This window comes from Nostoc foliaceum FACHB-393, from assembly GCF_014698505.1.
Classification (GTDB): domain Bacteria; phylum Cyanobacteriota; class Cyanobacteriia; order Cyanobacteriales; family Nostocaceae; genus Nostoc; species Nostoc foliaceum_A.
In genome coordinates this window covers 51,748-77,735 of sequence record NZ_JACJTD010000017.1, presented here as the reverse complement: position 1 = coordinate 77,735, position 25,988 = coordinate 51,748, and the positions used below count along the sequence as shown (strand labels likewise).

General features: G+C 41.9%; 30 protein-coding genes and 1 pseudogene. 10 read left to right on the top strand and 21 right to left on the bottom strand.

Annotated features, from left to right (window positions below; genetic code table 11):
• Positions 1-24: 24 nt before the first annotated feature.
• On the bottom strand, positions 25-735 hold the full coding sequence (gene rpiA / locus H6G92_RS16000) for a ribose-5-phosphate isomerase RpiA (RefSeq protein ID WP_190894641.1): 711 nt from the start codon (positions 733-735) through the stop codon (positions 25-27).
• 261 nt (positions 736-996) lie between these two features.
• Here rpiA and H6G92_RS15995 point away from each other — a divergent pair, with 261 nt between their 5' ends.
• A complete protein-coding gene (locus tag H6G92_RS15995; protein WP_190894640.1) occupies positions 997-1,677 on the top strand; it encodes an S-layer homology domain-containing protein in 681 nt (226 codons plus the stop codon).
• 30 nt (positions 1,678-1,707) lie between these two features.
• Here H6G92_RS15995 and H6G92_RS15990 read toward each other — a convergent pair whose 3' ends face one another.
• Positions 1,708-2,958: a hypothetical protein gene (locus tag H6G92_RS15990; RefSeq protein WP_190894639.1), complete on the bottom strand. Its 1,251-nt coding sequence runs from the start codon at positions 2,956-2,958 to the stop codon at positions 1,708-1,710.
• 11 nt (positions 2,959-2,969) lie between these two features.
• On the opposite strand from H6G92_RS15990, the gene H6G92_RS39095 reads away from it, so the two are divergent.
• Together H6G92_RS39095 and H6G92_RS15985 are read left to right on the top strand one after the other, a co-directional pair.
• A complete protein-coding gene (locus tag H6G92_RS39095) occupies positions 2,970-3,107 on the top strand; it encodes a hypothetical protein (protein WP_206758841.1) in 138 nt (45 codons plus the stop codon).
• 283 nt (positions 3,108-3,390) lie between these two features.
• The gene (locus tag H6G92_RS15985; RefSeq protein ID WP_190894638.1) at positions 3,391-4,011 is read left to right on the top strand and encodes a CBS domain-containing protein; all 621 of its coding nucleotides are present in this window, start codon (positions 3,391-3,393) and stop codon (positions 4,009-4,011) included.
• Positions 4,012-4,094: 83 nt separating this feature from the next.
• On the opposite strand, the gene H6G92_RS15980 is transcribed toward H6G92_RS15985, so the two are convergent.
• From H6G92_RS15980 to H6G92_RS15950, 7 genes are all read right to left on the bottom strand, one after another.
• Positions 4,095-5,210, bottom strand: coding sequence for an LptF/LptG family permease (locus H6G92_RS15980; protein ID WP_190894637.1), 1,116 nt, complete (start codon positions 5,208-5,210; stop codon positions 4,095-4,097).
• 221 nt (positions 5,211-5,431) lie between these two features.
• Complete coding sequence (gene lptB / locus H6G92_RS15975) at positions 5,432-6,160, bottom strand: LPS export ABC transporter ATP-binding protein (protein WP_190894636.1); 729 nt, start codon at positions 6,158-6,160, stop codon at positions 5,432-5,434.
• A gap of 30 nt (positions 6,161-6,190) precedes the next feature.
• The gene (locus tag H6G92_RS15970) at positions 6,191-6,688 is read right to left on the bottom strand and encodes an LptA/OstA family protein (protein WP_190894635.1); all 498 of its coding nucleotides are present in this window, start codon (positions 6,686-6,688) and stop codon (positions 6,191-6,193) included.
• Between the two features lie 233 nt (positions 6,689-6,921).
• Positions 6,922-7,314 (bottom strand): DUF309 domain-containing protein, encoded by a 393-nt coding sequence (locus H6G92_RS15965; protein ID WP_190894634.1) that lies wholly within the window; start codon positions 7,312-7,314, stop codon positions 6,922-6,924.
• Positions 7,311-7,676: a ferredoxin thioredoxin reductase catalytic beta subunit gene (locus tag H6G92_RS15960; protein ID WP_190894689.1), complete on the bottom strand. Its 366-nt coding sequence runs from the start codon at positions 7,674-7,676 to the stop codon at positions 7,311-7,313. The genes H6G92_RS15965 and H6G92_RS15960 overlap by 4 nt, the downstream gene beginning before the upstream one ends.
• Positions 7,677-7,883: 207 nt before the next feature.
• Positions 7,884-9,065: a DUF58 domain-containing protein gene (locus H6G92_RS15955; protein WP_190894633.1), complete on the bottom strand. Its 1,182-nt coding sequence runs from the start codon at positions 9,063-9,065 to the stop codon at positions 7,884-7,886.
• A gap of 77 nt (positions 9,066-9,142) precedes the next feature.
• Positions 9,143-9,730, bottom strand: a complete 588-nt coding sequence (locus tag H6G92_RS15950) for a Uma2 family endonuclease (protein ID WP_190894632.1) — start codon at positions 9,728-9,730, stop codon at positions 9,143-9,145.
• A gap of 123 nt (positions 9,731-9,853) precedes the next feature.
• On the opposite strand from H6G92_RS15950, the gene H6G92_RS40315 reads away from it, so the two are divergent.
• The 4 genes from H6G92_RS40315 to H6G92_RS15935 are packed head-to-tail and all read left to right on the top strand — an operon-like array spanning position 9,854 to position 11,027.
• A complete protein-coding gene (locus H6G92_RS40315; RefSeq protein WP_277926747.1) occupies positions 9,854-10,132 on the top strand; it encodes a DUF29 domain-containing protein in 279 nt (92 codons plus the stop codon).
• Positions 10,108-10,314 carry a DUF29 family protein gene (locus H6G92_RS40310; RefSeq protein WP_313889972.1) on the top strand — a complete coding sequence of 69 codons (207 nt, stop codon included), beginning with the start codon at positions 10,108-10,110 and terminating at the stop codon, positions 10,312-10,314. Before H6G92_RS40315 ends, H6G92_RS40310 begins: the two co-directional genes overlap by 25 nt.
• 51 nt (positions 10,315-10,365) lie before the next feature.
• The gene (locus H6G92_RS15940; protein WP_190894631.1) at positions 10,366-10,659 is read left to right on the top strand and encodes a DUF433 domain-containing protein; all 294 of its coding nucleotides are present in this window, start codon (positions 10,366-10,368) and stop codon (positions 10,657-10,659) included.
• Positions 10,656-11,027 (top strand): DUF5615 family PIN-like protein, encoded by a 372-nt coding sequence (locus H6G92_RS15935; RefSeq protein WP_190894630.1) that lies wholly within the window; start codon positions 10,656-10,658, stop codon positions 11,025-11,027. Before H6G92_RS15940 ends, H6G92_RS15935 begins: the two co-directional genes overlap by 4 nt.
• 311 nt (positions 11,028-11,338) lie before the next feature.
• On the opposite strand, the gene H6G92_RS15930 is transcribed toward H6G92_RS15935, so the two are convergent.
• The 9 genes and pseudogenes from H6G92_RS15930 to typA form a co-directional block, all read right to left on the bottom strand.
• Positions 11,339-11,623: a hypothetical protein gene (locus tag H6G92_RS15930; RefSeq protein ID WP_190894629.1), complete on the bottom strand. Its 285-nt coding sequence runs from the start codon at positions 11,621-11,623 to the stop codon at positions 11,339-11,341.
• A gap of 84 nt (positions 11,624-11,707) precedes the next feature.
• Positions 11,708-11,782, bottom strand: a pseudogene (locus tag H6G92_RS40860) (BrnT family toxin); the annotation flags it as partial.
• Between the two features lie 298 nt (positions 11,783-12,080).
• Positions 12,081-12,491, bottom strand: a complete 411-nt coding sequence (locus H6G92_RS15920) for a type II toxin-antitoxin system VapC family toxin (protein ID WP_190894628.1) — start codon at positions 12,489-12,491, stop codon at positions 12,081-12,083.
• Complete coding sequence (locus H6G92_RS15915) at positions 12,488-12,748, bottom strand: DUF2281 domain-containing protein (protein ID WP_190894627.1); 261 nt, start codon at positions 12,746-12,748, stop codon at positions 12,488-12,490. Before H6G92_RS15915 ends, H6G92_RS15920 begins: the two co-directional genes overlap by 4 nt.
• Before the next feature lie 272 nt (positions 12,749-13,020).
• Positions 13,021-13,530 (bottom strand): hypothetical protein, encoded by a 510-nt coding sequence (locus H6G92_RS15910; protein WP_190894626.1) that lies wholly within the window; start codon positions 13,528-13,530, stop codon positions 13,021-13,023.
• Positions 13,531-13,569: 39 nt separating this feature from the next.
• Positions 13,570-14,073: a hypothetical protein gene (locus H6G92_RS15905; RefSeq protein WP_190894625.1), complete on the bottom strand. Its 504-nt coding sequence runs from the start codon at positions 14,071-14,073 to the stop codon at positions 13,570-13,572.
• A gap of 36 nt (positions 14,074-14,109) precedes the next feature.
• Positions 14,110-14,544 carry a hypothetical protein gene (locus H6G92_RS15900; RefSeq protein ID WP_190894624.1) on the bottom strand — a complete coding sequence of 145 codons (435 nt, stop codon included), beginning with the start codon at positions 14,542-14,544 and terminating at the stop codon, positions 14,110-14,112.
• A gap of 29 nt (positions 14,545-14,573) precedes the next feature.
• Complete coding sequence (locus tag H6G92_RS15895) at positions 14,574-14,936, bottom strand: hypothetical protein (RefSeq protein WP_190894623.1); 363 nt, start codon at positions 14,934-14,936, stop codon at positions 14,574-14,576.
• 265 nt (positions 14,937-15,201) lie between these two features.
• Entirely contained in the window at positions 15,202-16,992 is a 1,791-nt protein-coding gene (gene typA / locus H6G92_RS15890; protein WP_190894622.1) for a translational GTPase TypA, read from the bottom strand.
• A gap of 659 nt (positions 16,993-17,651) precedes the next feature.
• On the opposite strand from typA, the gene H6G92_RS15885 reads away from it, so the two are divergent.
• From H6G92_RS15885 to H6G92_RS15875, 3 genes are all read left to right on the top strand, one after another.
• Positions 17,652-19,025, top strand: coding sequence for a serine/threonine-protein kinase (locus tag H6G92_RS15885; RefSeq protein WP_190894621.1), 1,374 nt, complete (start codon positions 17,652-17,654; stop codon positions 19,023-19,025).
• 72 nt (positions 19,026-19,097) lie between these two features.
• The gene (locus H6G92_RS15880) at positions 19,098-20,558 is read left to right on the top strand and encodes an ABC transporter substrate-binding protein (RefSeq protein WP_190894620.1); all 1,461 of its coding nucleotides are present in this window, start codon (positions 19,098-19,100) and stop codon (positions 20,556-20,558) included.
• A gap of 273 nt (positions 20,559-20,831) precedes the next feature.
• Positions 20,832-21,884, top strand: a complete 1,053-nt coding sequence (locus tag H6G92_RS15875) for a hemerythrin domain-containing protein (protein WP_190894619.1) — start codon at positions 20,832-20,834, stop codon at positions 21,882-21,884.
• Between the two features lie 81 nt (positions 21,885-21,965).
• Here the strand turns inward: H6G92_RS15875 and H6G92_RS15870 are convergent, their stop codons facing one another.
• From H6G92_RS15870 to H6G92_RS15860, 3 genes are all read right to left on the bottom strand, one after another.
• Complete coding sequence (locus H6G92_RS15870; RefSeq protein ID WP_190894618.1) at positions 21,966-23,150, bottom strand: M20 family metallopeptidase; 1,185 nt, start codon at positions 23,148-23,150, stop codon at positions 21,966-21,968.
• Positions 23,151-23,325: 175 nt separating this feature from the next.
• Entirely contained in the window at positions 23,326-23,889 is a 564-nt protein-coding gene (locus tag H6G92_RS15865; RefSeq protein WP_190894688.1) for a pentapeptide repeat-containing protein, read from the bottom strand.
• Positions 23,890-24,199: 310 nt separating this feature from the next.
• A complete protein-coding gene (locus tag H6G92_RS15860; protein ID WP_190894617.1) occupies positions 24,200-25,960 on the bottom strand; it encodes a protein kinase domain-containing protein in 1,761 nt (586 codons plus the stop codon).
• Between the last annotated feature and the right edge of the window lie 28 nt (positions 25,961-25,988).

Here is a 25,988-nt window from a genome sequence, read left to right as displayed (position 1 = left end):
TCTAAAATCCAAAATCTAGAACTCTTACAGTTGCCGCACTAATGGCTGACCATCTTTGACTTCACCAATCAAAACTAAATCGACACAGTTAACGAAAATACCATTTTCCAGAACGCCGGGAATGTTATTCAATGTCTTTTCTAGGCTGACTGGATCTTCAATAGAGTCAAATCTGACATCTAAAACAAAATTGCCTTGGTCGGTGATTACTGGGCCAGCTTTTTTAACACCCATGCGGAGTTCTGGTTTGCCACCAAGTTTTTTGATGGCATTGGTTACAGGAGTAATTGCCATTGGAATCACTTCTACGGGCACAGCGAAACTAGAACCTAAGCGGTCTACTAACTTACCACTATCTACCACAACGATAAACTGTTCTGCCAGGTAGTCTACAACTTTCTCGCGGGTATGTGCTGCACCACCGCCTTTAATCAAATTCTTCTGCGGATCGACTTCATCTGCGCCATCAATGGCAATATCGATGTGGTCAATTGCATCCAAGGTGGCGAGAGGGACACCATATTGCTTCGCCAGCACTTCTGACTGAAACGAGGTAGGTATACCAATAATATCTTGAAGTTCACCAGACTTGAGGCGATCGCCCAAAAACTGAATCGTATATGCTGTAGTTGACCCGGTACCCAACCCGACGATGGAACCAGATTTTACCAGGGCTGCGGCGGCTTTGCCAACTTCTTGCTTCATCAACTTTATGGGATCTGCTGCTGCGGTCATTGCCAAAACTCCTGAAAAACTGACTATAGTCCATAGTAGTGGGCAGATAACATCAAAAGATGAAAGGTAAAAAACAAGTTTTTGCTGATTTCTACTTCCTTGATGATGGCAACAAGCTAATACCCTACGTAGCTACGCAACATTGCCCAGCCTAAAATCGTCACTAACTGAGTTACAGGTTATTAAGAACACTAAATTTTGCGTTAACCTCAGTAACGTAGTTTTTTAAATTCACGTTAGCAGCTAAAAGTGGTTATGGTGATGCGTCAGCTTTCAATTACTCTATCTTTAGTAGCACTACTACAAAACTTACCAGCAATTGCTCAGACTCAAGCGCTAGAAACTACTTCTGGAGTTCCATCTGATTCTATTCAACAAGTAACTGCTGTCAAATGGATGACAAACTTTTCCGATGGCAAGTTTTATCCAGAAAGGTTACTGAGTAGGGCCGAATTAGCGTCAATTATGGTGAAAGCATTTGGGCTAAATAAAAGACAAGCTGTGAGCAAAGAAAATTTAGCTATTCCAGATGTTCCTCGTTCTCATTGGGCGTTTAATGATATACAGACAGTCTTGAAAACTGACATCATGAAAGGCTATCGGGGCAATGAATTCTTTCCTAACCAAAAGGTGACAAAGGCAGAAGCTCTTGCTATTTTCGCTCAGGCTTATGGTGTATTTCAGTTTCCCGATGAGGCTGTTAATGAGATTCTGGCTTCATATCCAGATGAAAAGTCTATCCCAAGTTGGGCTAGAAAAGCGATCGCTACAGTAGCCACTGAGGGATTTCTCAACACAGATGCTCAAGGTAATATTTCCCCATTAAAACCTGTAACCCGTGGGGATATGGCTTATGTATTGAGCAGATATTTGCAACGACAACAGCAACAACCCGAAACACCAGAAGTTCCGATTATTCCAAATAGCCCACAATCACCTTAGCTAGACTTTATCCAGTTAAGATGCTTAAAATCACCTTTGACCAGAATCTCTATACTTGTCTCGAATCTGGCGAAGATATAAGGAATTAGACTGTGTTGGTTGCTGTAACACATAATTATTAGATTGTGGTGGTTGCGTCGGTTGCTGCAACCCATAATTTCCATAAGTAGATTGTGGTGGTTGCATCGGTTGCTGCAACCCATAATTCCCATTTGCCGCAGGGTTTGTGGGTGTGACAACGCCTTGACTTTGACTAGAGTAAGGTGAAATATTACTTGGTGCGGCAGAGGTAGCTGGGGGTGTCACTGGTGCTAAATTAGGCACTACCTGACCGTTATTTAAATTGTTGTAGGGATTTTGCGGTAAGTTTGTACCTGTTGATGTATAACCTGTACCAGTAGTTAATCCATTACTAGGCAATACCTGACCGTTATTTAAATTACTGTAGGGATTTTGTGGCAAGTTCGTACCCGTTGATGTGTAGCCTGTCCCAGCAGTTAAGCCAGTACTTGGTAGAGAATTCTGACTGGGTAAACTGTTGATGGGTGACATTAGCGTTGCTCCTGGGTCAGAGACTTGGCCCAAGGCATTTGTCTGAGTTACAGTACCATTAAAGCTAGACAATTTCTGGTTTGTCGATTGGTTTAGCGCCGCTTGCAGAGGGCTGATAGACAGGGAATTTTGATTCTTATTGGTTTGATTAGTTAATCCAATACCCAGGTTAGAAGACGTTTGTTTCCCCCCTGTTGCTTCAGATGCCGCAGTTAAGGAATTGAAGCCTAGAAACTGGCTACTACTATCAACCGTCCCAGTCCGCAATAAATTTTCTGTTTGTACAACAAAGGGATTGTTGGCAGATGGGGAGGTATCGCCATTAACGCCTAAACCAGGATTTAATTTGGTATCAGTAGCAGACTTTTGTTTGTTAATTACATCCTTTAATAAGTTTTTGCTCTTTTCTGCTTCAGTATTTTCCTTGGGGGTATTTGCCGTTACTGAGAGGGTTGCTTGCTCAAAGTCATTAAATAAAACTGGTAGGTTATCAATATCTGCTGCAATGGCTTTGTTTTCTTCTGACAGCGAGGAATTAGCAGGCTTTTGTGAAGCAACTTGGCTTTTTTGCTTATAAACGAAAATATCTGGGTTTGACCAGTATTCCCAAGTTACTAGCCCGACTACAGATAAAAAAATTGCAGTGCCCCAAAAACCAGGTCGTCCTAGATTCCATAACCTGGCTTTGAGATAGCGTAAGTAGGCGGGAGGATAATGACGATTTGGCATGGGATTGGTAATTGAAATTTACTCGAAATCGGGAAAACTTGACGGAAGATGAAGGCGTTGCTATTCAATGCTTTTGCTTTCCTCAACAGGAAATATCTCATCTGAAGTTGGAATGCTGGTTTTATCCTAACTTCTCCATCAGTTATTAGTCATTACCAATAGACATGTAGTAGTCAAAAATTTACTTTTTAGTGGCTGGAGTCTATTTGGCAAGATTTTTTAGAAAGTTCTGGGAATTTATGGTTATTTTTTGGGTATCGGTCACATTGGATAACATCAGAACTTGACAATTGGTCTAATTTATTGTTGTAGCTGGACAAAAGTTCAACTTTTTTACTTTCTAGTTAGCAAACTAAACTGTGCGCTGCAATGATTCGATACGCCTCTGAGGTCACTGTGTTGCACCGTACTATTAACCAGGAGACTACAGCAATGATGAAAGCTGAAGATATCATGACCAAAGATGTAGTTACCATTCGCGGTTCGGCGACTGTTGCTGAAGCAGTGGGGCTGATGAAGGAAAAAAAACTGCGGGCGCTGGTTGTGGATCATCGCCATGAGAATGATGCTTATGGCATTGTCACAGAAACGGATATTGTCTATAAGGTAACAGCTTACGGTAAAGACCCAAAGCAAGTGAGGGTTTACGAAATTATGAGCAAGCCCTGCATTGTGGTCAATCCTGATTTGAGTGTGGAATATGTAGCGCGGTTATTTGCTAACACTGGTATTCATCGAGCGCCTGTAATTCAAGGGAAACTGTTGGGCATCATCTCGATTACCGACATTTTAACCAAAAGTGACTTTGTGGAAGCGCCAAAAGCTCTACTTCTGGAGGAGAGAATTCAAAAAGCCATTGAGCAGTCTCGGGCTATTTGCACCGAACAAGGTGCTTATTCTAAAGCTTGTGCAGCCGCTTGGGATGAGGTAGAAGAACTTCAAGCAGAAGCCGCTCATCAGAAAGCTGAGGGTATGGTATCAGCCAAAGTCTCTTTTGAAGAATATTGTAAGGAAAACCCAGATGCACCGGAATGTCGAAATTATCATCCGTAATTGAAGTGTGGGGATGAGGAGAGCAGGGGGCAGGGGAAGCAGGGGAAGCAAAAGTAATATTCTCCTCATCCCCCTTATCCCGCTCATCGTTTGGCAACTCGCATCAATAAAAATAGACCTATTCCCAAAAAAAGAAAGTTGGGCAACCAAGCCCCCATAAAGGGAGAGAGGACACCTGCTTGCGCGATCGCACCACTAATAAAGAAAATTAAGTAGTACGAAAAAATAACTACGACACTAATCCCAAAGCTGGTACCTCTCCCAGTTCGTTGGGGTATGCTTCCCATCGCTGCACCTACCAAGCCAAAAACTACACATACAAAAGGTAAGGATATCTTTTGTTGAATCCGCACTTGGAGTTTACGAATTTTTTGGCGATCGCCACCAAGATATTCCACTTCTAGTTGATCTAGCGCTTCAGAAATATTCATCTCACCATAGTCTCGGCTTTTTTCTGCCAGACTTAATGGCGTGCGCGGTAGTTGCAGTTGTTGGTGTTCAAATCTGACGATGTTGCGATAAGAGCGATCGGCAGCGACAAAATAGATAGTACCGTTGTAAAAATCCCAGACATTTTGAGAAGCATTCCACTGGGCAGATTCCGATACCACAATTTGATTCAGATTTTTTGTTGAGCGATCTATAATCGTCAAACCTGACATCCGCTTACCATCAAATTGGTCGGCGTAAAACAAGCGTGTCAATATCCTATTCTTAGAGCCATCTGGCTGTGTAACATCCTGGTATTCAGGATAGAAAATATTTTGCTGTTTAAAAGTTGGCTTATCTGATTTAAGGGCTTTGTCTAAAGTCATGGCCGCTTGGTAATTTGCTGCTGGTGCAATTTGTTCGTTAAACACAAATGTCATTCCTGTAACCACAAGACTCAACATCACAGCAGTTAGCACCATGCGATAGACGCTGACTCCACAACCACGTAGGGCAATTAATTCGCTTTCGCTAGAAAGACGACTGTAGGTCATCAAAGTAGCCAGCAGCGTAGACATGGGGAAGGCTAAAACGATAAAGTTGGGAAACTTTAACAAAAAAACTTGAATGGCGATGTCTATGGGTAGCCCAGATTCTACGATTTTTCTGACTAGATCAAAGACAGCATCAATAGTGACACCAATTGATGAAAAAGCTCCGACACCAAAGAAAAACGGCGCTACCAATTCGCTGGCAAGGTAGCGATCCATGATCGTAAAAGGTAGCAGCGAATGGAGGCTGTAGAAAGACGTAAGCTTCTTTGATATCATAAGCAACTTAAAAAGCTAAATATTGGCAACCCTGGCAAAGCAAAGTATATTTACTGCACTTAATATCAAAATTAAATTTTAAATTCCTGAAAATTAACTAATAAATTCATGTTTGAAAATTAAAAATAGCCTTTGAAATTATTAACTAAATAATTATTAATTTAGACTTGAAAATTATCCCCTAAATAATATTGCCGTACTAGGGGATTGCTGTAGAGTTCGTCAGCACCGCCAAAAGCAAGAATTTGTCCTTCGCGCATGATGTAGGCGCGATCGGTGATGGCGAGGGTTTCGCGGACATTATGATCTGTAATTAAGATTCCCATGCCGCGATCGCGTAGTTGTGCGACAATTTGCTGAATTTCTGAGACTGCGATCGGATCAACGCCAGCAAATGGTTCATCCAAAAGTAAAAATTTTGGCCCTTCTTGTCCAGCAGCTAAAGACCTGGCTAATTCCGTCCGTCGGCGCTCACCACCAGATAGTTGAATTCCTTTGCTATTGGCTAATTTTTCCAACCGAAACTCCCGCAGTAAAGTTGTGAGTCGTCTTGACCACTCCCATCGTGGCACATTCGTTTGCTCTAGCACCAACAGAATATTATCCTGTACCGAGAGTTGGCGAAAAATACTTGGTTCTTGTGCTAGATAGCCAATACCCAGTCGTGCTCTTTTGTGCATTGGCATTCCTGTAACGTCCAGATTACCCAGCCAGACTTTTCCTTGATTGGGTTTTTCTAAACCTGTGGCAATGTAAAAGGTCGTCGTTTTACCAGCCCCATTGGGGCCTAGTAAACCAACGACTTCGCCCTGAGCAACAGAAAGATTAACACGATTGACAATTACTCGCTTGCCGTAAGATTTGTGAATATTCTCTAAAACAATTTTCACGCTAGAGGCACCCTTTCTTAGTGGTAAATGCTAATTAGAAGGCTTCAAAGGTGGTGTCTTTGGGGCAGGTGCCGCAGTTTGTCCATTATTGTCTGATTCCTCGATCATGTAGATGGACTCTACCTGACGGTTGGATTGGGGTAAAGCAACAAATCGCCCTTCGTCAATTAAATAGGTTACCTTCTCTGCTCGGATACTGTTACCGCCCTGTTGCAAAATATAGACGTTGCCACTGAAATCAATTCGGCGTTCCTTACTAAAGTACTGTGCTTGGGCAGATGTTGCCTGAAGTTGACGAGAAGGATACAACATTTGCACGTTACCGCGAGCGGTAATTACTTGATTATTGGCATCATATTCTTGCACATCAGCGCGGATAGTGAGGGGTCGATTTCCTCCAGATGTTTGTGCAGTAGCGGTTTGCAGTTGAGTAGGGAAGACAAAAGCGCCCAAGAGTGCCGCTGGCAGCATTAAAGCTAATCCAAAGCGACGCATTTGGGATATGGGCAATTGATAGCAGGGCATCATAGCAATTAGGGATTTAGGATTTCAGTTTGCATTCTAATTATCTCAAGTACTTGATCCAGATATGAAATATACAATCTGGAGTGATTTCCGATAACTACTGGCTGAAATAGTGACGCTACCCCCAACCTCAAGGTTTCAGGAAATTGCCATCTCGATGAAAATGACGTAGGCACAATTCATGAATTGTGCCTACCAAGGATTTCGGGAAATGCATAATTAATTTCACCAAATGTCTAATCAGTAGTCAGCACAATTCTAGGCAAAGATAAAACTTGATTTTCACCCAGATCACCAGCGGCAATCAAGTCTTGCCCTATTTGTTGTAATCTCGTCAACAATGCTGCGCTCTGACTCAATAGCTCATCTACATCAATGCCACTGTAACTAGATGGGTAACGCCGCAAGCGATTGCCGCCTTCTCCGAGTAGAATTACTGCACCTCGCCAGTTTCGATTCTCTAAATGATACAGCGCCACAGAAATTTGGAGAATGCCTTGATAAAAGGTTTTTTCCGGTTCGCCAGCTTCAATCCACAAAGCCTCTAAAGTGTCATGACAGGCGTAGAACTGACCAGAATTGAACTGTTCTACGCCTTGCCAAAACTCTTGGGGGATGGTTTCGCTCATCCCATGCTGTCTCGTACTTCTTTAATTGTTTCGAGAGAGATTTCTTGCTGTTCTCCAGCAAACTCGTTGTCAGGGGTGAGGAACAACATACAATGGCACTCTTTGCGTTCTCTCATTGGCACACAGGGACAGTTCCAATAGGTGGCGTGAACTTCAGCCTCTTTGTCTTCGTAATGGCGACAGGGACATAAAGGCGCACCTAGTTCGTCTTTATGTTTGGCTAGTCCTTCAATCACAACTGCGGTAACAGAAGGTTCAGAACAGAAGTATGTTCCAGTCCGTTTGGCGTATTGCTCGGAAAAATGCCGCATTGCCTCTAGGCTTTTATCGCTGGATTTTGTGTTAAGTTCTGATGTGATCATGTCGCTCATAATTTAAATATTTCTTTGCATTGTACCTCAGCCTCACTAGGGGATTACTGGGTGTATATCCCCAACCTTACCTGCTCAAATTGTTTTACCTTTGCTCAAAAGCTGATATGTCCGGTGTGCTGGGATCAGACAAAATCTAAGAAATTGCAGAAGCTTAACTTGTCAGCAGTCTTTTGAAATTATAAAATTTGAATTGATTTATGAATGTAATGTTTTTTGTAGTTGGGGTTGCAGAGCGCGTAGGAGTAGCCCGTCGGAGACATCGCTTTGCAAAACTATACCAGGGTGTTCCCAATTGATTACCTCTGGTTCTACTGGTGAGGAGATATTTGGCCACAAAACCCAACGACTACCTTGAGGAAGAGTAGAAAGGCTCAGGGGGTTTTGAGTCAGCCAAATCAAGGGATAGCTTTTAGGAACTACTGAACTGGCATCTTCTAAGGCTGCGGTTGCTGCTAAGGTTTCTAAAACAAAGCGATCGCCTTTAATTAAATTTGTTGATGCTGTCCACAGTTGCACCTGTAATTGCTGTTGCTGTGCATAAAAGTACAGCGATGCTGCGGCAATTACTGCTTGTTCAAAGTTTTCTTCTTCCCAATTGCTAGCACTGTCAAGGGCAATAACTATTTCTTGTCCACCTGTAACCATTTCTAACTCCCGCACCCTTAATTCGCCATAGCGGGCGCTAGTTCGCCAGTGAATCAGACGGGTGGGATCTCCGATGCGGTAGGGACGGAGCGATCGCACCAGCCCGGTTGTCGCTGTCTGCAAGGGTCTACCACGAGGATCGCCCCTTTTGCTCTCTTCTTGCCCCATTTCGTCTATTAAGGGGCAGGTAGCCAAGGGTAACACTGTGGGATAGACGATCGCTGTGGCAGCACAATCACGCTGACGGCGACACCAGAACAATCCCAAAGGCGCACCAGAACCCAGTTCGACTGTATGCCAGCGATAAACGCCCCGGCGCTGAGTCGGGTGGTAATATACCCAACGGTAACTACCTTGGCTAGGAATTGTTTCGATTGCCTTTTGTACTGGTTTCCCTAAGACGAAGGGCAGTATATCTTCAACTTGCAATAAGCTTACAGGCTGTTGTGTCTGATTGCAGATTTCTAATTCCACAGTGAGATCGTCGCCAGCTGACACAGGTTGTATGGGACGGCGGGTGATAGATAGACCTGTGAGCGATCGCGGCGGTAAGATGGCTGCTACACCCAAAAGGGCAAAACTGATGCCGCTAATGGCGTATAGCCAACCAGCCATAGTATTGATACCTGCGCCAAAAAAACAAATAGCCGTTGCTGCTAGTACCCAACCGCCATAAGCAGGGGCACTGGCGCGGGTTTCTAACCAATTAGTGATGGGTTTGATAATTTTCATGTTTCTTTTTTAACCCAACACCACCTGAAATTCACAGTGTCTCAAGGGTTCGATTTTTTGATGATTGGGAGTTGCTGTCAAACCTTACGCTGTAACCAAGTAAAGACTTCATCAACGGAGAGCGTCAAATTCAAATCTTCTAACACTGGTAATATATCTTTTCCTGCTAACAAATCTGGTAAAGAATTAGGTTGATAAACTAAAATACAGCGTTCACTTTGATCAATCAACCATCCTAGCTGACTGCCATTTCTCAAACAGTGTAAAATATTGCCAGTTACTTTCGTTTGACTTTGAGCAGGGGAAAGAATTTCGATGATCCAAGGGGGCGCAAAATCAATCCCGCTGCTAATAATATCACCACTCTCATCCAGTGGTATTTGATTGGTAGAGATCACAACCACATCAGGAACTACTGAACGATTACCGCAGGTACAGCGTAATTCAGGAAAGGCTTCGTAGTTACTGCCCAACGCATCAATTACTGCAACTAAACGTTTTTGCAATAAACTGTGTTTAGCCCCTCCCATAGGTTTCTGAATTGCCTCTCCGTTAATATATTCCCAAGCAGGTGACTCTTCAATGTATGGAAGTTTTAAGAACTCTTCTAAAGTCGTGCTTTCTGTAACTGTAATTTTTCCTTGCGTCAACTCAATATTTTTCATAATCTGGAGTCACTTAAGAAGTGTATGCACAACTTAACAATTTCTCTGTATTTTAGTGATTTGCATCTATCAATTCATAATTGTATATGATTAGATTATGGAATGTAGGTAGAAGGTAAAAATATGACAATTACTACCAACTTAAAGCAACTCTATGAAACCGATGAGAATTTATGGTTAGAAAAAACTATTGAATTATTAAAACAAAAACAATTTAACAAAATTGATTTAGAACACCTAATTGAGGAATTAATCAGTTTGGGAAAAAGAGATTTAGCTAAAGCCAAAAGTCTATTAAGGCAAATCATTATTCATATATTATTACTCCAAAATTGGCAGGTGGAATATGAAAAAAACATCGTCATTGTATTTGAGAAATTAAAACCTTTAGATATGACTTAAATAATCATTTAACGACGAATTTAATAAACAAGTTACAGGATGATTTAGAGAATATTTATCAAAGTGCGGTTGATCTTGTGAAAATTAAAACCGATTTAACTATTTTTCTAGAAAAGTGCCCTTACACTCTTGTTCAATTACTAGATGACAATTTTTACCTTAAAGATATCAGTCTTATCTAATTTTTGTGAATAGACGTAGAAGATTCATTGATTTAGTTAGAGTGGAAAAACATGGTAGCAATAGTTGATATTGGAACCCTAATTGTGAGGACACCTCAAGTTGCTGGAGGTCGCCCTTGCATTGCTGGTACGCGCATGACGGTTCAAAACATTGTAATGGATTCTCAAGCAGGATTATCTCCTCAAGATATTGTTATAGAATATCCACATTTATCTCTAGCGCAAGTTTATGCGGCGCTTGCCTATTACTATGCTAATCAGGAGGCAATGGATAGAGAAATTGCTTTATATCAAGCAGAATGTAATGCGCTGGAAACGAAGTGGATGTCAGGTAATTGTGCATGAGTCAAATTCGCTTCTATTTAGATGAAGATGCCGGCAAGAGATCTCTAGCTAATGGCTTACGCAATGCTGGGATTGATGTAATGACAATGGCTGAGGCAGATAGATTAGCATCATCTGATGATAGCCAATTAATCTGGACAACGGAACAGAGGCGCGTTATTTATAGCTTCAATGTTGGTGATTTTTGTCGATTGCATAAAGCTTATCTCGAACAGCAACAAGAGCATTCAGGTATTGTACTTGCTGCGAAACAGAACTATGCAATTGGAGAACAGTTGCGAGGCTTGTTGAAGTTAGTAGAAAGTGTAGAAGCCGAAGATATGGCAAATCAATTAGTGTTTATAAGAAAATATATTGAAAATTTTTGACCTGCTAACTTTTAACTACATCGCACAGAATCATAGCTCTAGCCTTTGTTGGCGATACTTTTTGAATAGGAGTTGCTGATAGTTGCTGACTGATTCAGGTGGAGATACGTCTAGGAATCCACAGCCTCAAACCATTGTAACCATTTTTCTACAAGCGTTTCATTAGGCTGACTGTCAGCAAATTTAACTTGATGTTTGTGGATAACAAAATCAATGAAATCGGTCACTTCTTGCAAGAGTGGTTCGGAAAGTTGCTGCAATTTTGCGTTAGCGTTCGCGTAGCGTCTCGTAGAGAAGGCATCGCAATTGAACTATCTTTGAGAAATTTTGTTGAGGGCTTCACAGATAACCTCATCACTAACACCATGACGCTTTAAACTAGCAATCAGTGCTGAAACAGTATCACCCTCTAGTCGCTCTAGATCAGTTCTGAGTCCTTGTCCAATATAGGTACGAACTAACGGTTGATAGCCAGAAAATCCCAGTAATGGTGCTATTCTTTTCAAATCTTCAATGACATCTTCAGGAATGCGAATTGTGACTGTCGTCATTGGACGATTTTTATCGAGTCGCTTTTTCAGTGCTTCAGCTTTCATAATATTCTCGCTCCTTGCGTGTTGCGTTGTGCGTGCTGAAATGATCCGAATTATTTCGTTTTCACGTTCAATGTAGACGACATACAGAAGATTCCACCGTTTGTCTAAGCCAATAACAGCATCTCTTTGTTCATCATTGCGACTTGCATCAACAACCACTAAAAACGGATCGAAAAATGCCTATGTGGCTTGCTGAAATGTCACGCCATCATGATTGCTGGGATTTATCCAAGCTTTTTCTTCGTTCCAAACGAAAGTGACAACATTAAGCACGAAATACACATCCATACCTTACATAGTAGACATTGTGTATTTACGTTGTCAATACGTTTTATCAAACAGAGATATTTCCGTAAGGGCGATGTCTACGACGGGCTACGCCTACGTACAGTTAATTCAAAGGGGCATAGTGGCGTTGCTAAACCTCGTCTAAATCGTGATTTGGTTACTTATCGCTTCAGACTGAAATAATTTCAAAGGTGTCTTGATGACCAATTCGATAAAATAAGAAATCAGAATCGAGAGTGAGAATTTGACGATACCCTGTCTTTTCAGCCGTCAAAACCAACGTTGCATCTGCTAAATCCATTGGGCGATCGCGGTATTGTTCCATCAGCGCCAACAAACGGCTGTAATCACTTTCCTGAATCTCGTAAACGGTCAGCAATTTATCTAAAAGAAGCTGCCCCAACTGTTTTTGCATTTGCCACCCACCACGATGCAGGGCAAGATACATGGCTTCTGTCAGGCATGACCAGGTTGTGACGAGAGGCTTTGCCAAACGCATCACTGCGATTTTATAAGCATTGTGCTGAGGCTGAGTGGGATCAACTAAACACAATAAGACTCCTGCATCGCACAGGATCATAGCTCTAGCCCTTGTTGCTGATACTTGTTGAGTAGGAGTTGCTGATAGTTGCTGACTGGTTCAGGTGGAGATACCTCTAGGCAATCCACAGCCTCAAACCATTGTGACCATTTTTCCACAAGTGGTTCATCAGGCTGAGTGTCAGCAATTTTAACTTGATGTTTGTGGATCACAAAATCAATGAAATCGGTCACTTCTTGCAGGAGTGGTTCGGAAAGTTGCTGCAATTTTGCGATCGCAGTTTCACGAATAGTCATGATAATTGCCTTTTTCAGTCCTCTTCATTTTTACTCAAAAATTTGACTAAGGGCGATCGCTTTGTGTGAAAATATGCAAAGCAGGAATCGCACTCTAAATCTATGCTAGGGTTTGGCGATCGCAGTTTCACAAATACTGACAATAGTTGGCTTTTTCAGTCCTCTTTATTTTTAACATAATCCTGACAACATCTCGGTTGGCTAATCGTATAAAGCGTTTAGGGCGTTGGTATACCAAAGGACAAAATAACTTTTTATTCTTAATCTTGATATCAATTTCTTCGTTTTCGGAAAAACCAGAATAAGCATCCTAGAAGGAACATACCTAAGCCCGCAAAAAAGTACCCCAAGCAGTAACCACACTGAAAGTTTGGTGCGGCCATGAAAATTCCTGCTGCCATCAGAGCCAATCCTGCAATTATGAACAGGCTCGCTAATGATGTCCAAAGGACATTAGATGAACTATCAGGATTAGCTCTTTCGTATCTAGGCTGTGTTGGCAATGATGAAGTGGATTTGTTTGAGGCAGAATAGTCTTGCTGAGATTGAAACTTATGTTCGTGTCTTACTTGAGCAAGTTGCTGCTCAAATTGAGTAAGTTCTTGCTGAATGATACCAAGTTCCTGCTCAATACTTTTAATTTGACGGTCTAGTTTAAATTGATTTCCTGGATCTGTCTCAATCAGTTTAGCTTGACGAAGAGAAGTCAGCCGCTCGTGAACAACGTCCCACTCTTGCTGTTTGCTGTCATACATTGCTTGCAAACGTCGAACAGATGACATCAGATTTGCTCCATCAGCTACTTAGTTTACCTTGTATATTTACCAAAGATATATTCCGATCCCTCCAATGAGCAGTCCAAGCAAACCATATAAAGCTATTACTGGTATTGCATAGGGGGCGATAACCATCAAATAGATTGCAGAACCTATCAAGCCTATTCCAGCCATAATGAGGAACCCAGCAAGAATCCTGCGTTTAGATGATGTTGATGGCTTGGAAGCATAAGATGATTGATATGCTCCAATATCAGACCTTTCTCGTCTCTGTTGTTGAACAAAAGAAGTTTGTGTAACTTTTTCAGGCGTAGACTCATCTTTACTACTTCCTAACAGATCAAGTTGATGCTCAATTTGATTGAGTTCATCTTGAATAACTTTTAACTCTTGCTCAATTGCTTTGACTCGACGATCAAGCTTGAAATGGTTTTCAGGATCTGTTTCAATAGTTCTACTCTGACGGAGAGAATTCAAGCGTTCATGAACTGTTTCCCATTCTTGCTGTTTGCTTTCATATATAACCTGCAAACGTCGCGTAGATGACATTAATTCTTTCTCCGTCAGCTAAATTTCATGACCACCTTAACCTAGAAGTAGCTCAATTTGTTCAAGCTGCTCATCAATCTGATTGAGGTCTGTTTGAGCTTGTTCTCTTTGCTTCTCCAATTTCAATTTCGTTGAGGGATCAACTTCAACAGTAAGAGCCTGACGCAATCGACTGAGTTTTTCACTGGCAAGTTCATATTGCTGCTGCAATGAATCCCGTTCTTGCTCTAGCCTACGGCGCTTACGCTCAGGTAATCCATTAGTCATAGTCGTAGTATTTTTAACTTGATTATTCCCATCGATAATTCCGATTTGATCTGAAAACTCAACCGACTGCGTTTCAACAAGCAATCGATATAAGCCTATTCCTTGAGATTCTACATACTGTTGCTGCTCAACTTGTTTTTGAGCGATAAATTCTTGCTCAATAGAGTCTATATCTTCCTGCCTTAGCCCCAAAACTTCCCGCAAGTCTTCTAGCTCAGACCGTACATGATTACTCAGGGGATATTCATTTTCAACAGATCCCGCAAATGCCTGTCGATATCGCTGTAAACTGTTAGCTTCTTGCCGTTGGCTTCTACCGACAGTTCAATGGGTTTACGACCGAGGCGATCGCCCAGAAATCCCACCACCTTTTTCGCATTGGCTGTATTTACCTCAGCCATTAACATACCCACCAGAAACCCGCCTAATGCTTTGTTGCCTTCTGGTGGGCTGGGGTCAAGAACACGACCAACTGCATCTACCTCGTCACTTTGCTTCAGTTCAGTAATTAGCCGTTGAACCTGCTCGTCCTTTTCTTCCTCGTCCAAGTCAGGGTCGTTGAAGGCGATCGTAAACTTAATGCTATTTGCGGCCATACTGCACTAATTAGGGTTTGGTCAGTTTTATTATCTACTGACAATTATCACAGCTGTATCAGTAAAAACCTCATGCCTTAATTAACAGAACGAATAGTTAAATCTTCACAGAAGACATACTTGTCTTTTCGGTTACAACTCCGACAAACAACACTAGAGAGTTTTGAGGAATTTAGCAACTTAAAAAGACATGGACAAATATAACTAACAAAATAAAAAGCCCACTGATGTGGGCTTTCTAAATTAATCAATCAATAAACTTTACTTACCGTTTAGCCAACTTCTTCGACATCTTCCGTAGACGAATTGATTGGGGTGTAACTTCCACCAATTCATCGGGGCCAATGTATTCCAAAGCACGTTCTAGACTCATGTCTATTGGTGCTTGCAACTGAACCAATTCATCGCCACCAGCAGCGCGGTGGTTGGTTAACTGCTTGGTTTTACAGATATTCAATTCCAAATCTTGGGAACGATTGTGTTCTCCCACAATCATACCTCTGTAAACCTTTGTACCTGGAGTAATAAAGAATGCTCCTCTATCTTCGGCATTTCTCATGGCGTAGAAGGTAGAAACGCCTTCTTCAAAGGAGATTAAAACGCCTTTGTTACGGGCTTCAATATCACCACTGATTGGACGGTAGTCTAAGAAGCTGTGGTTCATGATGCCTTCGCCACGAGTCATCCGCATGAATTCACCCCGGAAACCAATCAATCCACGGGCGGGAATGACAAACTCTAACTGGGTGCGATCGCCACTACCTGGTTGCATATCTTGCATTTCGCCTTTGCGTTGTCCCAGGCGTTCAATACAGCTACCCACACCATCAGCAGGAATGTCTAACACCAAGAGTTCGTAAGGTTCACAAGGTTGACCGTTGATTTCGCGGTAAATTACCTGTGGCTGAGATACCTGAAACTCGAAGCCTTCCCGGCGCATGGTTTCAATTAAGATACCCAGGTGAAGTTCACCACGTCCAGAAACCAGGAATTTATCGGGAGAATCGGTTTCTTCGACCCGCAAAGCCACGTTGGTTTCTAGTTCGCGGAATAGGCGATCGCGTATTTGTCTTGATGTCACCAACTTGCCTTCTTGACCAGCAAAGGGCGAATCATTCACCCAGAAGGCCATTTGCAAGGTTGGTTCATCCACTTTAATTAGTGGTAAAGCTTGTGGTTCATTGGGGTCAGTAATCGTTTCTCCAATATAAGCATCCGCGAAACCAGCCACCGCGACGATATAACCTGCGGTTGCTTCTTCCATCTCTACGCGCTTCAGCCCGTCGAAGCCCATCAATTTGGTAATTTTGCCCTTGACTATAGTACCACTTTCTGTTACTAAAGCCGCTTGCTGTCCTGAGCGGATAGTACCGTTGTGAATTCTGCCAATCACAATCCGTCCCAGATATTCAGAATAATCTAGGGTTGTAACTTGCAATTGCAGAGGTTTATTGCTGTCGCCTACTGGTGGTGGAACGTGTTGCAGAATCGCGTTAAACAGGGGTTGCATATCTACCGATTCTGCTTCCAAGCTTTCCTTGGCGAAACCTGCCATACCGGAGGCAAACAGATAGGTAAAATCACACTGGTCTTCATCTGCCCCTAATTCCAAGAACAGATCCAATACTTTATCGACAGCAACGTGAGGGTCAGTTTTACCACGGTCGATTTTGTTGATAATAACAATGGGGCGCAGCCCTTTTTCTAAAGCTTTTTTGAGGACAAAGCGTGTTTGGGGCATGGGGCCTTCGTTGGCATCGACAATCAGAAGACATCCGTCAACCATGCCGAGTACACGTTCAACTTCGCCACCAAAGTCAGCGTGTCCAGGAGTATCAACAATATTAATTAGTGTTTCTTTGTAGCGAACTGCCGTATTTTTGGACAGGATAGTAATACCCCGTTCCCGTTCTAGGGCGTTGGAGTCCATAACGCAATCCGGAACGTCTTCGCCTTCGCGGAAAATGCCGGATTGTTTGAGGAGTGCGTCAACCAGAGTGGTTTTGCCGTGGTCAACGTGGGCGATAATGGCGACGTTGCGAATTGGGAGCGTCATAGAAGCTTTTGGTGAACTCTAGAGGGGGTTTTAAGATTTACATTTGAATGCTAGGCTGTTTTAACAGAATTGGGGATGATCAGCAAATTCTGTAAAGAACCTTTAACAATTCTAGCGTAATCGTCACAATTGCGGGGAGTTTTGTAAACCCCACAATGGATATGTGTGGTAATTACGGCGTTGGTGGGATAAAAAAAGCTTTTGTTACAAGCAGATGTGGCGTGAAGGGCGGTATCGCTTTTGGGAATTGCGGTTGATTAGTTGAGATGCTTTACTTTGGTGCTAAAGGCGATCGCACCCTTCCTTGCCTGAGATAAAAGTAACGTGATTTTGTGATTGCGATCGCAATGCCTTGTTTTACCTTAAAAGTCTGTAAATCCTAGTTTTATTGCTCGGCTGATTAGTATCAAGCTCGCTCATACTACTACAATTAAGTCTTTTCTGTTTGTAGCTTTTCCTAAGCCAAAAGATGGATGGGTTACAATAACTACTTTTACGTTTGTTAAGTTTGAGAAAAAAGCTTAAGGGTTAACCAAATGTCGGTTAAAATAATGCGATTGTACCTTACTTTATTGTTCATCTAGAGATGTTACAGTGCAACGTCTATACTGACATTTAAGGTATGTTTTCAAAACTAATAAAATGACAGCGATAATTATATGGTCTGCTGCCTAAATCCTAATTGCGACAATCCCCAAAACTCTGACGGGGCAAATTTATGCCTCAGTTGTGGTAAAGAGTTGGTATCGCTACTGAGAAATCGTTACCGCATAATAGCGCCATTAGGAAGAGGAGGATTTGCACACACATATATCGCAGAAGATATAGACAAGCTCAATGAACGATGTGTTGTCAAGCAGCTAGTTCTAAGCCAATTTTATGGTAATCACGGTAGTCAAGCACATAAAAAAGCGACTGAGTTATTTGAACGAGAAGCACAACGTCTAAAAGAGTTAGCAGAACATGTCCAAATTCCCAATTTGTATGCATATTTTAAAGAAGGTGAATATCTTTATTTAGTGCAACAGTTTATCGAAGGGCAAAATCTGTTGCAAGAGTTAAAACAACAGGGAGTTTTTGATGAAGCCAAAATTCGAGATTTTTTAGATGATTTATTATCTGTGCTGGTAGCTATACATCAACAGCAGGTAATTCACCGAGATATTAAACCAGAAAATATTATTCGCCGTCAGAGTGACGATAGGTTAGTGCTGATTGATTTTGGGGTAGCAAAACAAAAGACGGACACTATAAACACTACACTTGCTGGGACAATTATTGGTTCATTAGGTTATGCGCCGATTGAGCAAATGCAACTCGGTAAAGTTTTTCCTTCCAGTGATATGTACAGTTTAGGAATAACTTGCTTTCATCTACTAACTGATATTTCTCCTTCAAGTTTGTGGATTAAACAAGGCTATGCTTGGACTTCTAGTTGGCGACAGCATTTAACGCAAACCATAAGTCACGAATTAGAGATCATTCTTGATAAGCTCCTACAAGAAAATTATGAACAACGTTATCAATCTGCACAGGCTGTCTTAGAAGACTTAAATAATCTCCCAGAGCTAAGGTATACATTACCTCCTACAGCCATTCCACATACTCAATCATCGAGTTTGCAAGCACAAATTAAAAATCAATCAACTCCATATCTACCGCAGTTTTTTAATAATAAATTATTGTCTGGCTCAATAATTGCTGGCTCAGGTAGTTCGTTTTTAGCAATCGCACTTATAAGTTTTTTAGGAACTACTTGGATTAGCTCTGGGTTATGGTTGCTAATTTTAGTAGGGTTAGTCTTTATTCAATCTTGTCCACTTCTGGAAAAAACTTATTTAATTGTTATTGCTATAATAGCAAATCTACTCATTGTCTTTATTTTCAGGAATCTGCTAACCACTAATCTTCTCCAATTTGGTGTAAATGGACTACTTCTGGTAGGATTGCTAGTTATTCTTGCAGGGTTATTAACAATTATTATTGTAGGTATATCTGAAATAATAAACAAACTTCTTTCTAAATATTTTTGATTTTTTGCTCTTGCTCAATTTTTAGAAATCTCTTTATTTCAGATAAATTTTGTAGAGTTTGGTGAATTATTTATGACACATAAAAAAGAAAATTTAAGGCTGCTTATATCTCTGGGACTGGCTGGAGTAATGGTAGCAGCTATTTTATGGTTAATTAGCAAACTCTCTTCTACCATTATAGCACCATCAAACCCCATATCAACTTCATCTACATTGACAAATCAGTCATCATTAATGAATTTGGGTACAAAGATTTTGGTGAAAGTACAAACATATCCTGAAAAAATGGATGGGGTGAAAGCTTTTGATGAGAAAGATTTTAATACTGCTGTTAAAAAGTTTAATGCTTCTCTCAAAAATAATCCAAATGACCCGGAAACCTTAATTTATTTAAACAATGCCAAAATTGCACGAGATAATTCAGGAGCCATAAAAGTTGCTGTTATAGCTCCAATTAATTTTGATCCTAGTTTATCAGAAGAAATTTTGCGTGGTGTAGCTCAAGCTCAAAATGAAGTTAATAGCCAAGGAGGAATTGATGGTAAAAAATTGCAAGTTGTAATTGCAAGTGTTGATAATAGAGAAGATTCTGCACGGCTAGATAAAGAATTAGTTCAAGATAAAAGTCTTGTGGCCGCTGTGGGTGTTAGGCTTAACGCCGCAATTTATAATGAGAATCGCTTGGTGTTAGTCTTCCCAGTCGAGCGACCTAATCAAGCCTATAATGCAGAAAACTTAGAAAAAAATTCAGTAAATAGTCAGCTTAATACTTCCGCAAAAAACTATTTGTTTCATGTAAATCCGTTATATGAGAATTTAGTAGATACTCATTCTCGCTACATTGCTCGACAAGCAAGAAATGTTGCTATTTGTGGCGATTCTCCTACCTCAAGAAGTAATTCCACCTCATCATCAAATCAGATACTTGTAGAACAGTACACTCAAGCTATCAAAAAATATGGCAGCAACATTATTAATATACCTTGCAATTTGGCCGATAAGAATTTTGACCCTAAAGCTTTTGTGGATCAAGCCATAGAAACAGAAAATGCAAGTGGCTTTTTACTAATGCCCTCAATCAGAAATATATATTTTGCCACCAAAGTAGCACAAGAAGTCAAAGGCAGAAAACCACTGTTTGCTTCCGAAAGTATGTATAGTGCAACAACTTTACAAAATGGCAAGGATCTCGAAGGAATGGTATTACCTGTGTATTGGCATCGTGATGCTAATAAAGATAACCCCTTTGCAGAAAATGCCTTTCAGCTTTGGAATGCACAAGTAAATCAGAGAACAGCGGGAGCTTATGATGCACTCCAAGCAATTATTGCTGGCTTGAAGCAAGACAACACTCGCGAAGGATTACAAAAGGTACTGTCTAATCCCAATTTTTCAACTTCTGGAGCAACGGGAATAATTCAGTTTTCTCCCTCAGGTAAGCGTCAAGGAGAAGCAATGCTAGTCAAAATCGAGCGTTGTGAGTCTTGCTCTACTGGAACTGGTTACAATTTTGCCCTCTTAAATAAGAAGTAATTTTTTGACGCTAATTTCATTCCAAAGGTATAGATTGCTCCAAAATAGGTAATCTGTTCAATTTGTAATGTAATACTAAACTTGTTTATCTGAATTGCAACCATGAATTGAAGCGATCGCTTCAATTTATATTTCTATTCTACAAAGCTAAACTTCTGTTTTTCTACCCAGAGTTGTGAACGCGATCACTCAAAAGAAAGATGGAATATCCCTAACCTCTATGTCAAGGTTATATCAGTAAGAATTACGAATAGTTTGCCGAGGAGAACACGGATGGTAGCTACTTTAGATGATACGAAACGCAATGCTATTGCTGTAAAATTAGCAAGTCTTAAAGCACTCCAACAGTTGGTCATTGAAAATGAGCAATTGCTTTTGAGAGAAGGACTTGATGCCGAGATTGCTGATCGCATCCGAAATTTCCTCAATGATGACGAAAAAAATCTTGGCGTTTTAGAAACTGTAATTGGTCAGTATGGCATTCAGGCTGAACCCAAAAACACTGTTACACAATTCATTGAAAGAGCTCGCGAATTGTTCAAAGGTTCTGAGTTAAGCCTGTATGAAAAAGTATCGCAGCATGAATTGCTAAAACATCAGCTCGTAATGAGTGGTTTGATAGTTCACAAGGCTGCTCAAAAAGTTGGTGCTGATGTGATGCTAGCGATCGGGCCTTTGAATACCATTAACTTTGAGAACCGCGCTCACCAAGAACAACTCAAAGGCATTCTAGAAATTCTGGGTGTCCGTGAATTCACTGGACAAGATGCAGATCAAGGAATTTGGGCACGTGTTCAAGATGCTATGGCCGCAGTCAGTGGTGTAGTAGGTAGCGCTGTTACCCAAACCAGTGACAAAAAGGATATGAATATCCAGGATGTCATCCGCCTCGATCACAACAAGGTAAATACCCTATTTACTGAACTGCTACAAAGCGATAATCCACAGAAGATCCAAGAGTACTTCGGTCAAATCTACAAGGATCTAACTGCTCACGCTGAAGCTGAAGAGGAAGTAGTATATCCAAGAGTACGTCCTTTCTACGGTCAAGATAACACCCAAGAACTGTTTGACGAGCAAGCTGAGATGAAGCGGGTGTTAGAGCAAATTAAGGCTATCAGCCCTTCTTCATCTGAATTCAAAGATCAAGTTAGACAGCTCATGGAAGCTGTTGGCGACCACATTCGTCAAGAAGAAAGCACAATGTTTGCTGCCATTCGTAACAACTTGAGCAGCGATCAAAGTGAGCAACTGGCTACTGAATTCAAAGCCGCTAAGACCCGAATTCAAGAGAAATTAGGCGTTGTTAGTGAATCGAATGTGTAGGATGCTTTCGGACTTTCTATATCCGCTAAAAAAAGTTAGTTAAACAAAAACTCCCAGCACATCATGGCTGGGAGTTTTTGTTTAAAAATTTTGCTGACAGTATTTATAAGCGGCATAGGCCATAGTTACAACCCCGGTGATAATAGCAGATTCATCGACTTCAAATTGGGGATGGTGTAATGGGTGGTTAATGATTCTTTCTTTGTAACCTACACCCAAGCGAAACATGGAACCAGGGACGTGTTCCAAATACATAGAAAAATCTTCAGCACCAAGGGAAGGTTCCGGTAAGACTTGAACGCGATCGCTACTCCAAGCTTCTTCTGCGGCTGATTGCAACAATTGTGTTAAGGCGTAATCATTTTGAACGCTGGGTACGCCTTGGCGATAATTGACTTGATACTTTGCCCCGTAAGTATGGCAGACATTAGCTACAATATTTTCGATCCAGTTTGGGAGATGAGCACGGGTTTCGGGATGGAGCGATCGCACGGTTCCCAATAGCTGCACTTTATCCGCAATTACATTCGGCGCTCTGCCACCATTAATCTTCCCTATGCTCAATACTACAGGACGCAAGGGATTCTGCGTCCGGCTGATGGCTTGTTGCATTGCAGTAATCACTTGGCAAGCAATCCAAATTGCATCAATCGCCTCATGGGGACGCGCCCCATGCCCAGATTCTCCCATTATCAGAATCTCTAAATCATCAGCTGCGGCTGTCAAAGCCCCGTAACGCACGCCAATAGATCCTGCGGGTATGGAAGGGAAAACATGAACCCCTAATACAGCAGAGACGTTTTCCATCGCTCCATCTTTCACCATCCAGCTTGCCCCTTGAGCAATTTCCTCGGCTGGCTGAAATAAAAACCGCACTTTCCCACCCAACTCCTCTGCCACTTGGGACAGCACCATTGCCGTTCCTAACCCGACTGTGGTGTGGACATCGTGACCGCAAGCGTGCATAACACCCTCTGCACGGGAGGCATATTCCAAATTGGTACCCTCTTGAATTGGCAAGGCATCCATGTCGGTGCGAATTGCCAATAAACGGTCATTTTGGCTGGTGCCTTGCAATTCCCCAATTACGCCCGTTTTGCCAACTCCCTCTTGTACGTGCAGACCACTGGAAGACAAAACACCAGCTACAAAGGCTGCTGTTTGGTACTCCTGACCACTGAGTTCTGGGTGAGAGTGGATGTGGCGGCGAATTTCAATTAAGCGGGGCGCTAGTTTTGCTGCTAAGTCTTTAATGTGGGTAAGCATCAATTCAATTAATCTAGAGGCTTTTTTCCCATGATAAAGAACTGTTAACGAACAAAATGCTCTTTGCTACAGAATGGGTCAAGTAAGAGACAAAGGGACAGAGGGTAAGTAGAGGAACAGGGGAAAAGAATTAATAACTAACGCCCTATTATCCTGTTCCCAAATTTAAAACTGGTTATTTTGAATAGCAGGTTGTGCCTCGGGTATCTTCGGGTTTGAACTCGTTACATTCTCTGGGGTTTTGACGCTCTAACGACCAGCCATAGGGCTTGTCGGAGGTAACGACACCATTAGCCATAGTTGTTAATCGGAAGTTAGCCCCCCGAAAATTGGTAAACTGCAATTTGGCATCTTTTAAATTTGCTGCTTCCAAATTGGCGCTGATGAAACCGGCATAAGACAGATCGGCATTTTCCAGAGATGCTGATTTCAAATTTGCACCTGTTAAGGAAGCACCACTGAGATTGACCGAATTCAGAAGCGCACCTTCTAAATTTGCACCAGTAAGATCGGCATTCGTAAGATTAACTTGGGATAATGTAGCACCACTCAAGTCAGCCCCTCGCAAATTTGCTCCAGTTAGATTCAGTTGAGTTAGGTCAGCACCACTCAAATTACACCGGGGACAGGCACTTGTTGCCTTCAACTGATCCAAATCTAGTTGATTTAATGCAAGGCTCTGCTCTGCAAACCCAAAACAAGCTAACAGGGCGACGGTAGCGACAATCTTAAGTTTCATATTTTTTACAGATATCCACAAAAATGACAAGTGACGCATATTGCGTACTGTCATACTTACATATACCGCCTCCCTAAGGAACAACAGGGATGAAGCATTGATTAAGAAGCTGTAAAAATACTATAAATTCTAGTGGTAAGACTACTCAAACTGAAATATAGGCTATAGAATCGAGTCGTAAGCAACTATACCGAACCTTTTATAGACTACCACATATGTGATCCCCCTAGCTCGATGAAAAAGACGACTAGGGGGATCTTGTTTTTGGGCACTTGATTAATTCGTAATTCATTACGAATTACGAATTATTCTAACGCCACCCTAAAAGCCGCAATCCAGGGACAATTAGGTAATAACTCACTCCTAACCAGAAGCTGATAAAGAAGCCCACAGAACCAAAAAAAGCCAGAGGTAAATATAACTCTGACCAGGCTGGTTGACTAGAAAATTGGAAGATCGGAGGTGCTAACCTCAAAAGAATCAAAACTGCATAGGCGATCGCACTCCCAAAGGCAGCGAACACAGCGTAAACTATGTGATGGCTGCGAAGACCTAAACTCAGGGTGAGTAGGCAAACTGCGACTAAAATTACTGCCACTAAGCCCTCGCCACTATCTTTTGGGGTGATTAATTGCAAAATCAACCAACCGAAGCCATAGCTAATCACGCCCATCAGGGACGCTACTAAAAAGCGCCGCCGTTGACCAAAACACCCGGATACTGTCAGTCCCCATGCGGTTCCCCAGCCTGCTGCGACGAACACCAAAATATCTGTCCCGAAGACGGGTTGAGTATTTGGCACTAATTGGTTTAGCTGACTCCAAATAAATTCCACAACCTGACGACCTAAGCTGGTGCGATATGCCAAAATAAAACCTGCGATCGCACCAAAACAAGCGCCAATACAAGCCAGGATCATTGCCCAAATTGTCGCCAAACAAGCTTGGAAAATTTTGACGATTGCTTGAACGATAAAAATAACGGTTTTGCTTACAGCTTGGCTAAAGTTAGCTAAAGCTTGTTCAATAGCTTGTGTTAACTGTGTGAAACTTTGGGAAACTTGCGTTGAGGCTTGCTTAACTTTGTTTCGCAGTTGGGAAAACAACCCTGGCGGCGGTAATGGTTGAGAAATCTTCGCCAAACGTTTTTGAATCATAGCTGCATTTGCTGGACGCGATCGCACATCTTCCTGCACCATCTCATCCAGCAAATCGGCTAGTTGCGGGTTGACATTCACCGCAGTTCGCCAGCGCAATTTTCCAGTTTGCTGATCTTCCAACTCTAGCGGGTATTTACCTGTTAACAGTTCAATCACAGTTCGACCGAGGGCATAAAAATCGGCACTTGGCCCAACAATACCTCCAGTCACTTGTTCTGGTGGACTGTAGCCAGAAGAAAATAATCGGGTGGAACTAGACTGAGAACGTAGTTTAGAGGCAGTAAATTGTTTTGCCCCGCCAAAATCAATTAATACCAAGCGATCGCCCTCTCTTTGCCCTTGGGGTGGAGTTACAGATTGCAAAGAGTTGCCCAGCATTAAATTAGAAGGTTTGATATCCCGGTGAATAATCTGACGTTTATGTAATTCTTGTAAAATCTGTACAGCTTGGGCGAACCAGTTTAAAACCAAATCCTCTGGACAGCCTTGGGGAAACTTTTTTAATATCTCCTCTAAAGTCCGGCCATTGATTTTTTCCATTACCAGACAAGGCAGTTGGTGTGGTTTGGGGTTAAACAGGTTTACGTGAAAATATCCATCGGCATCAACTGTGGGGACACCCGGATGCTGCAAGCTAGATAAAACCGCCGCCTCTTGGGTAAACAATTCTAGTGCCTTTGGTGAATCTTCTACCAACACTTTCAACACTTTCTCTGTTTGAGTTTTTTCATCCCAAACCGTGTAAATTTGAGCAAATCCTCCCGACCCCAAAGGCTGAAGTGGAACATAGCGGTCTAACAACTCTAGCGGTGCGCCACAGCTGTTGCAAAATTTGTTTCCCCAAGGCTGAGGATAAGGACGTTGACAATCAGGATTTATGCAGTGAACCGCACTCTGAGTGATGTGGGACACAACCGCTACAATACAAAGGCTGACTTGA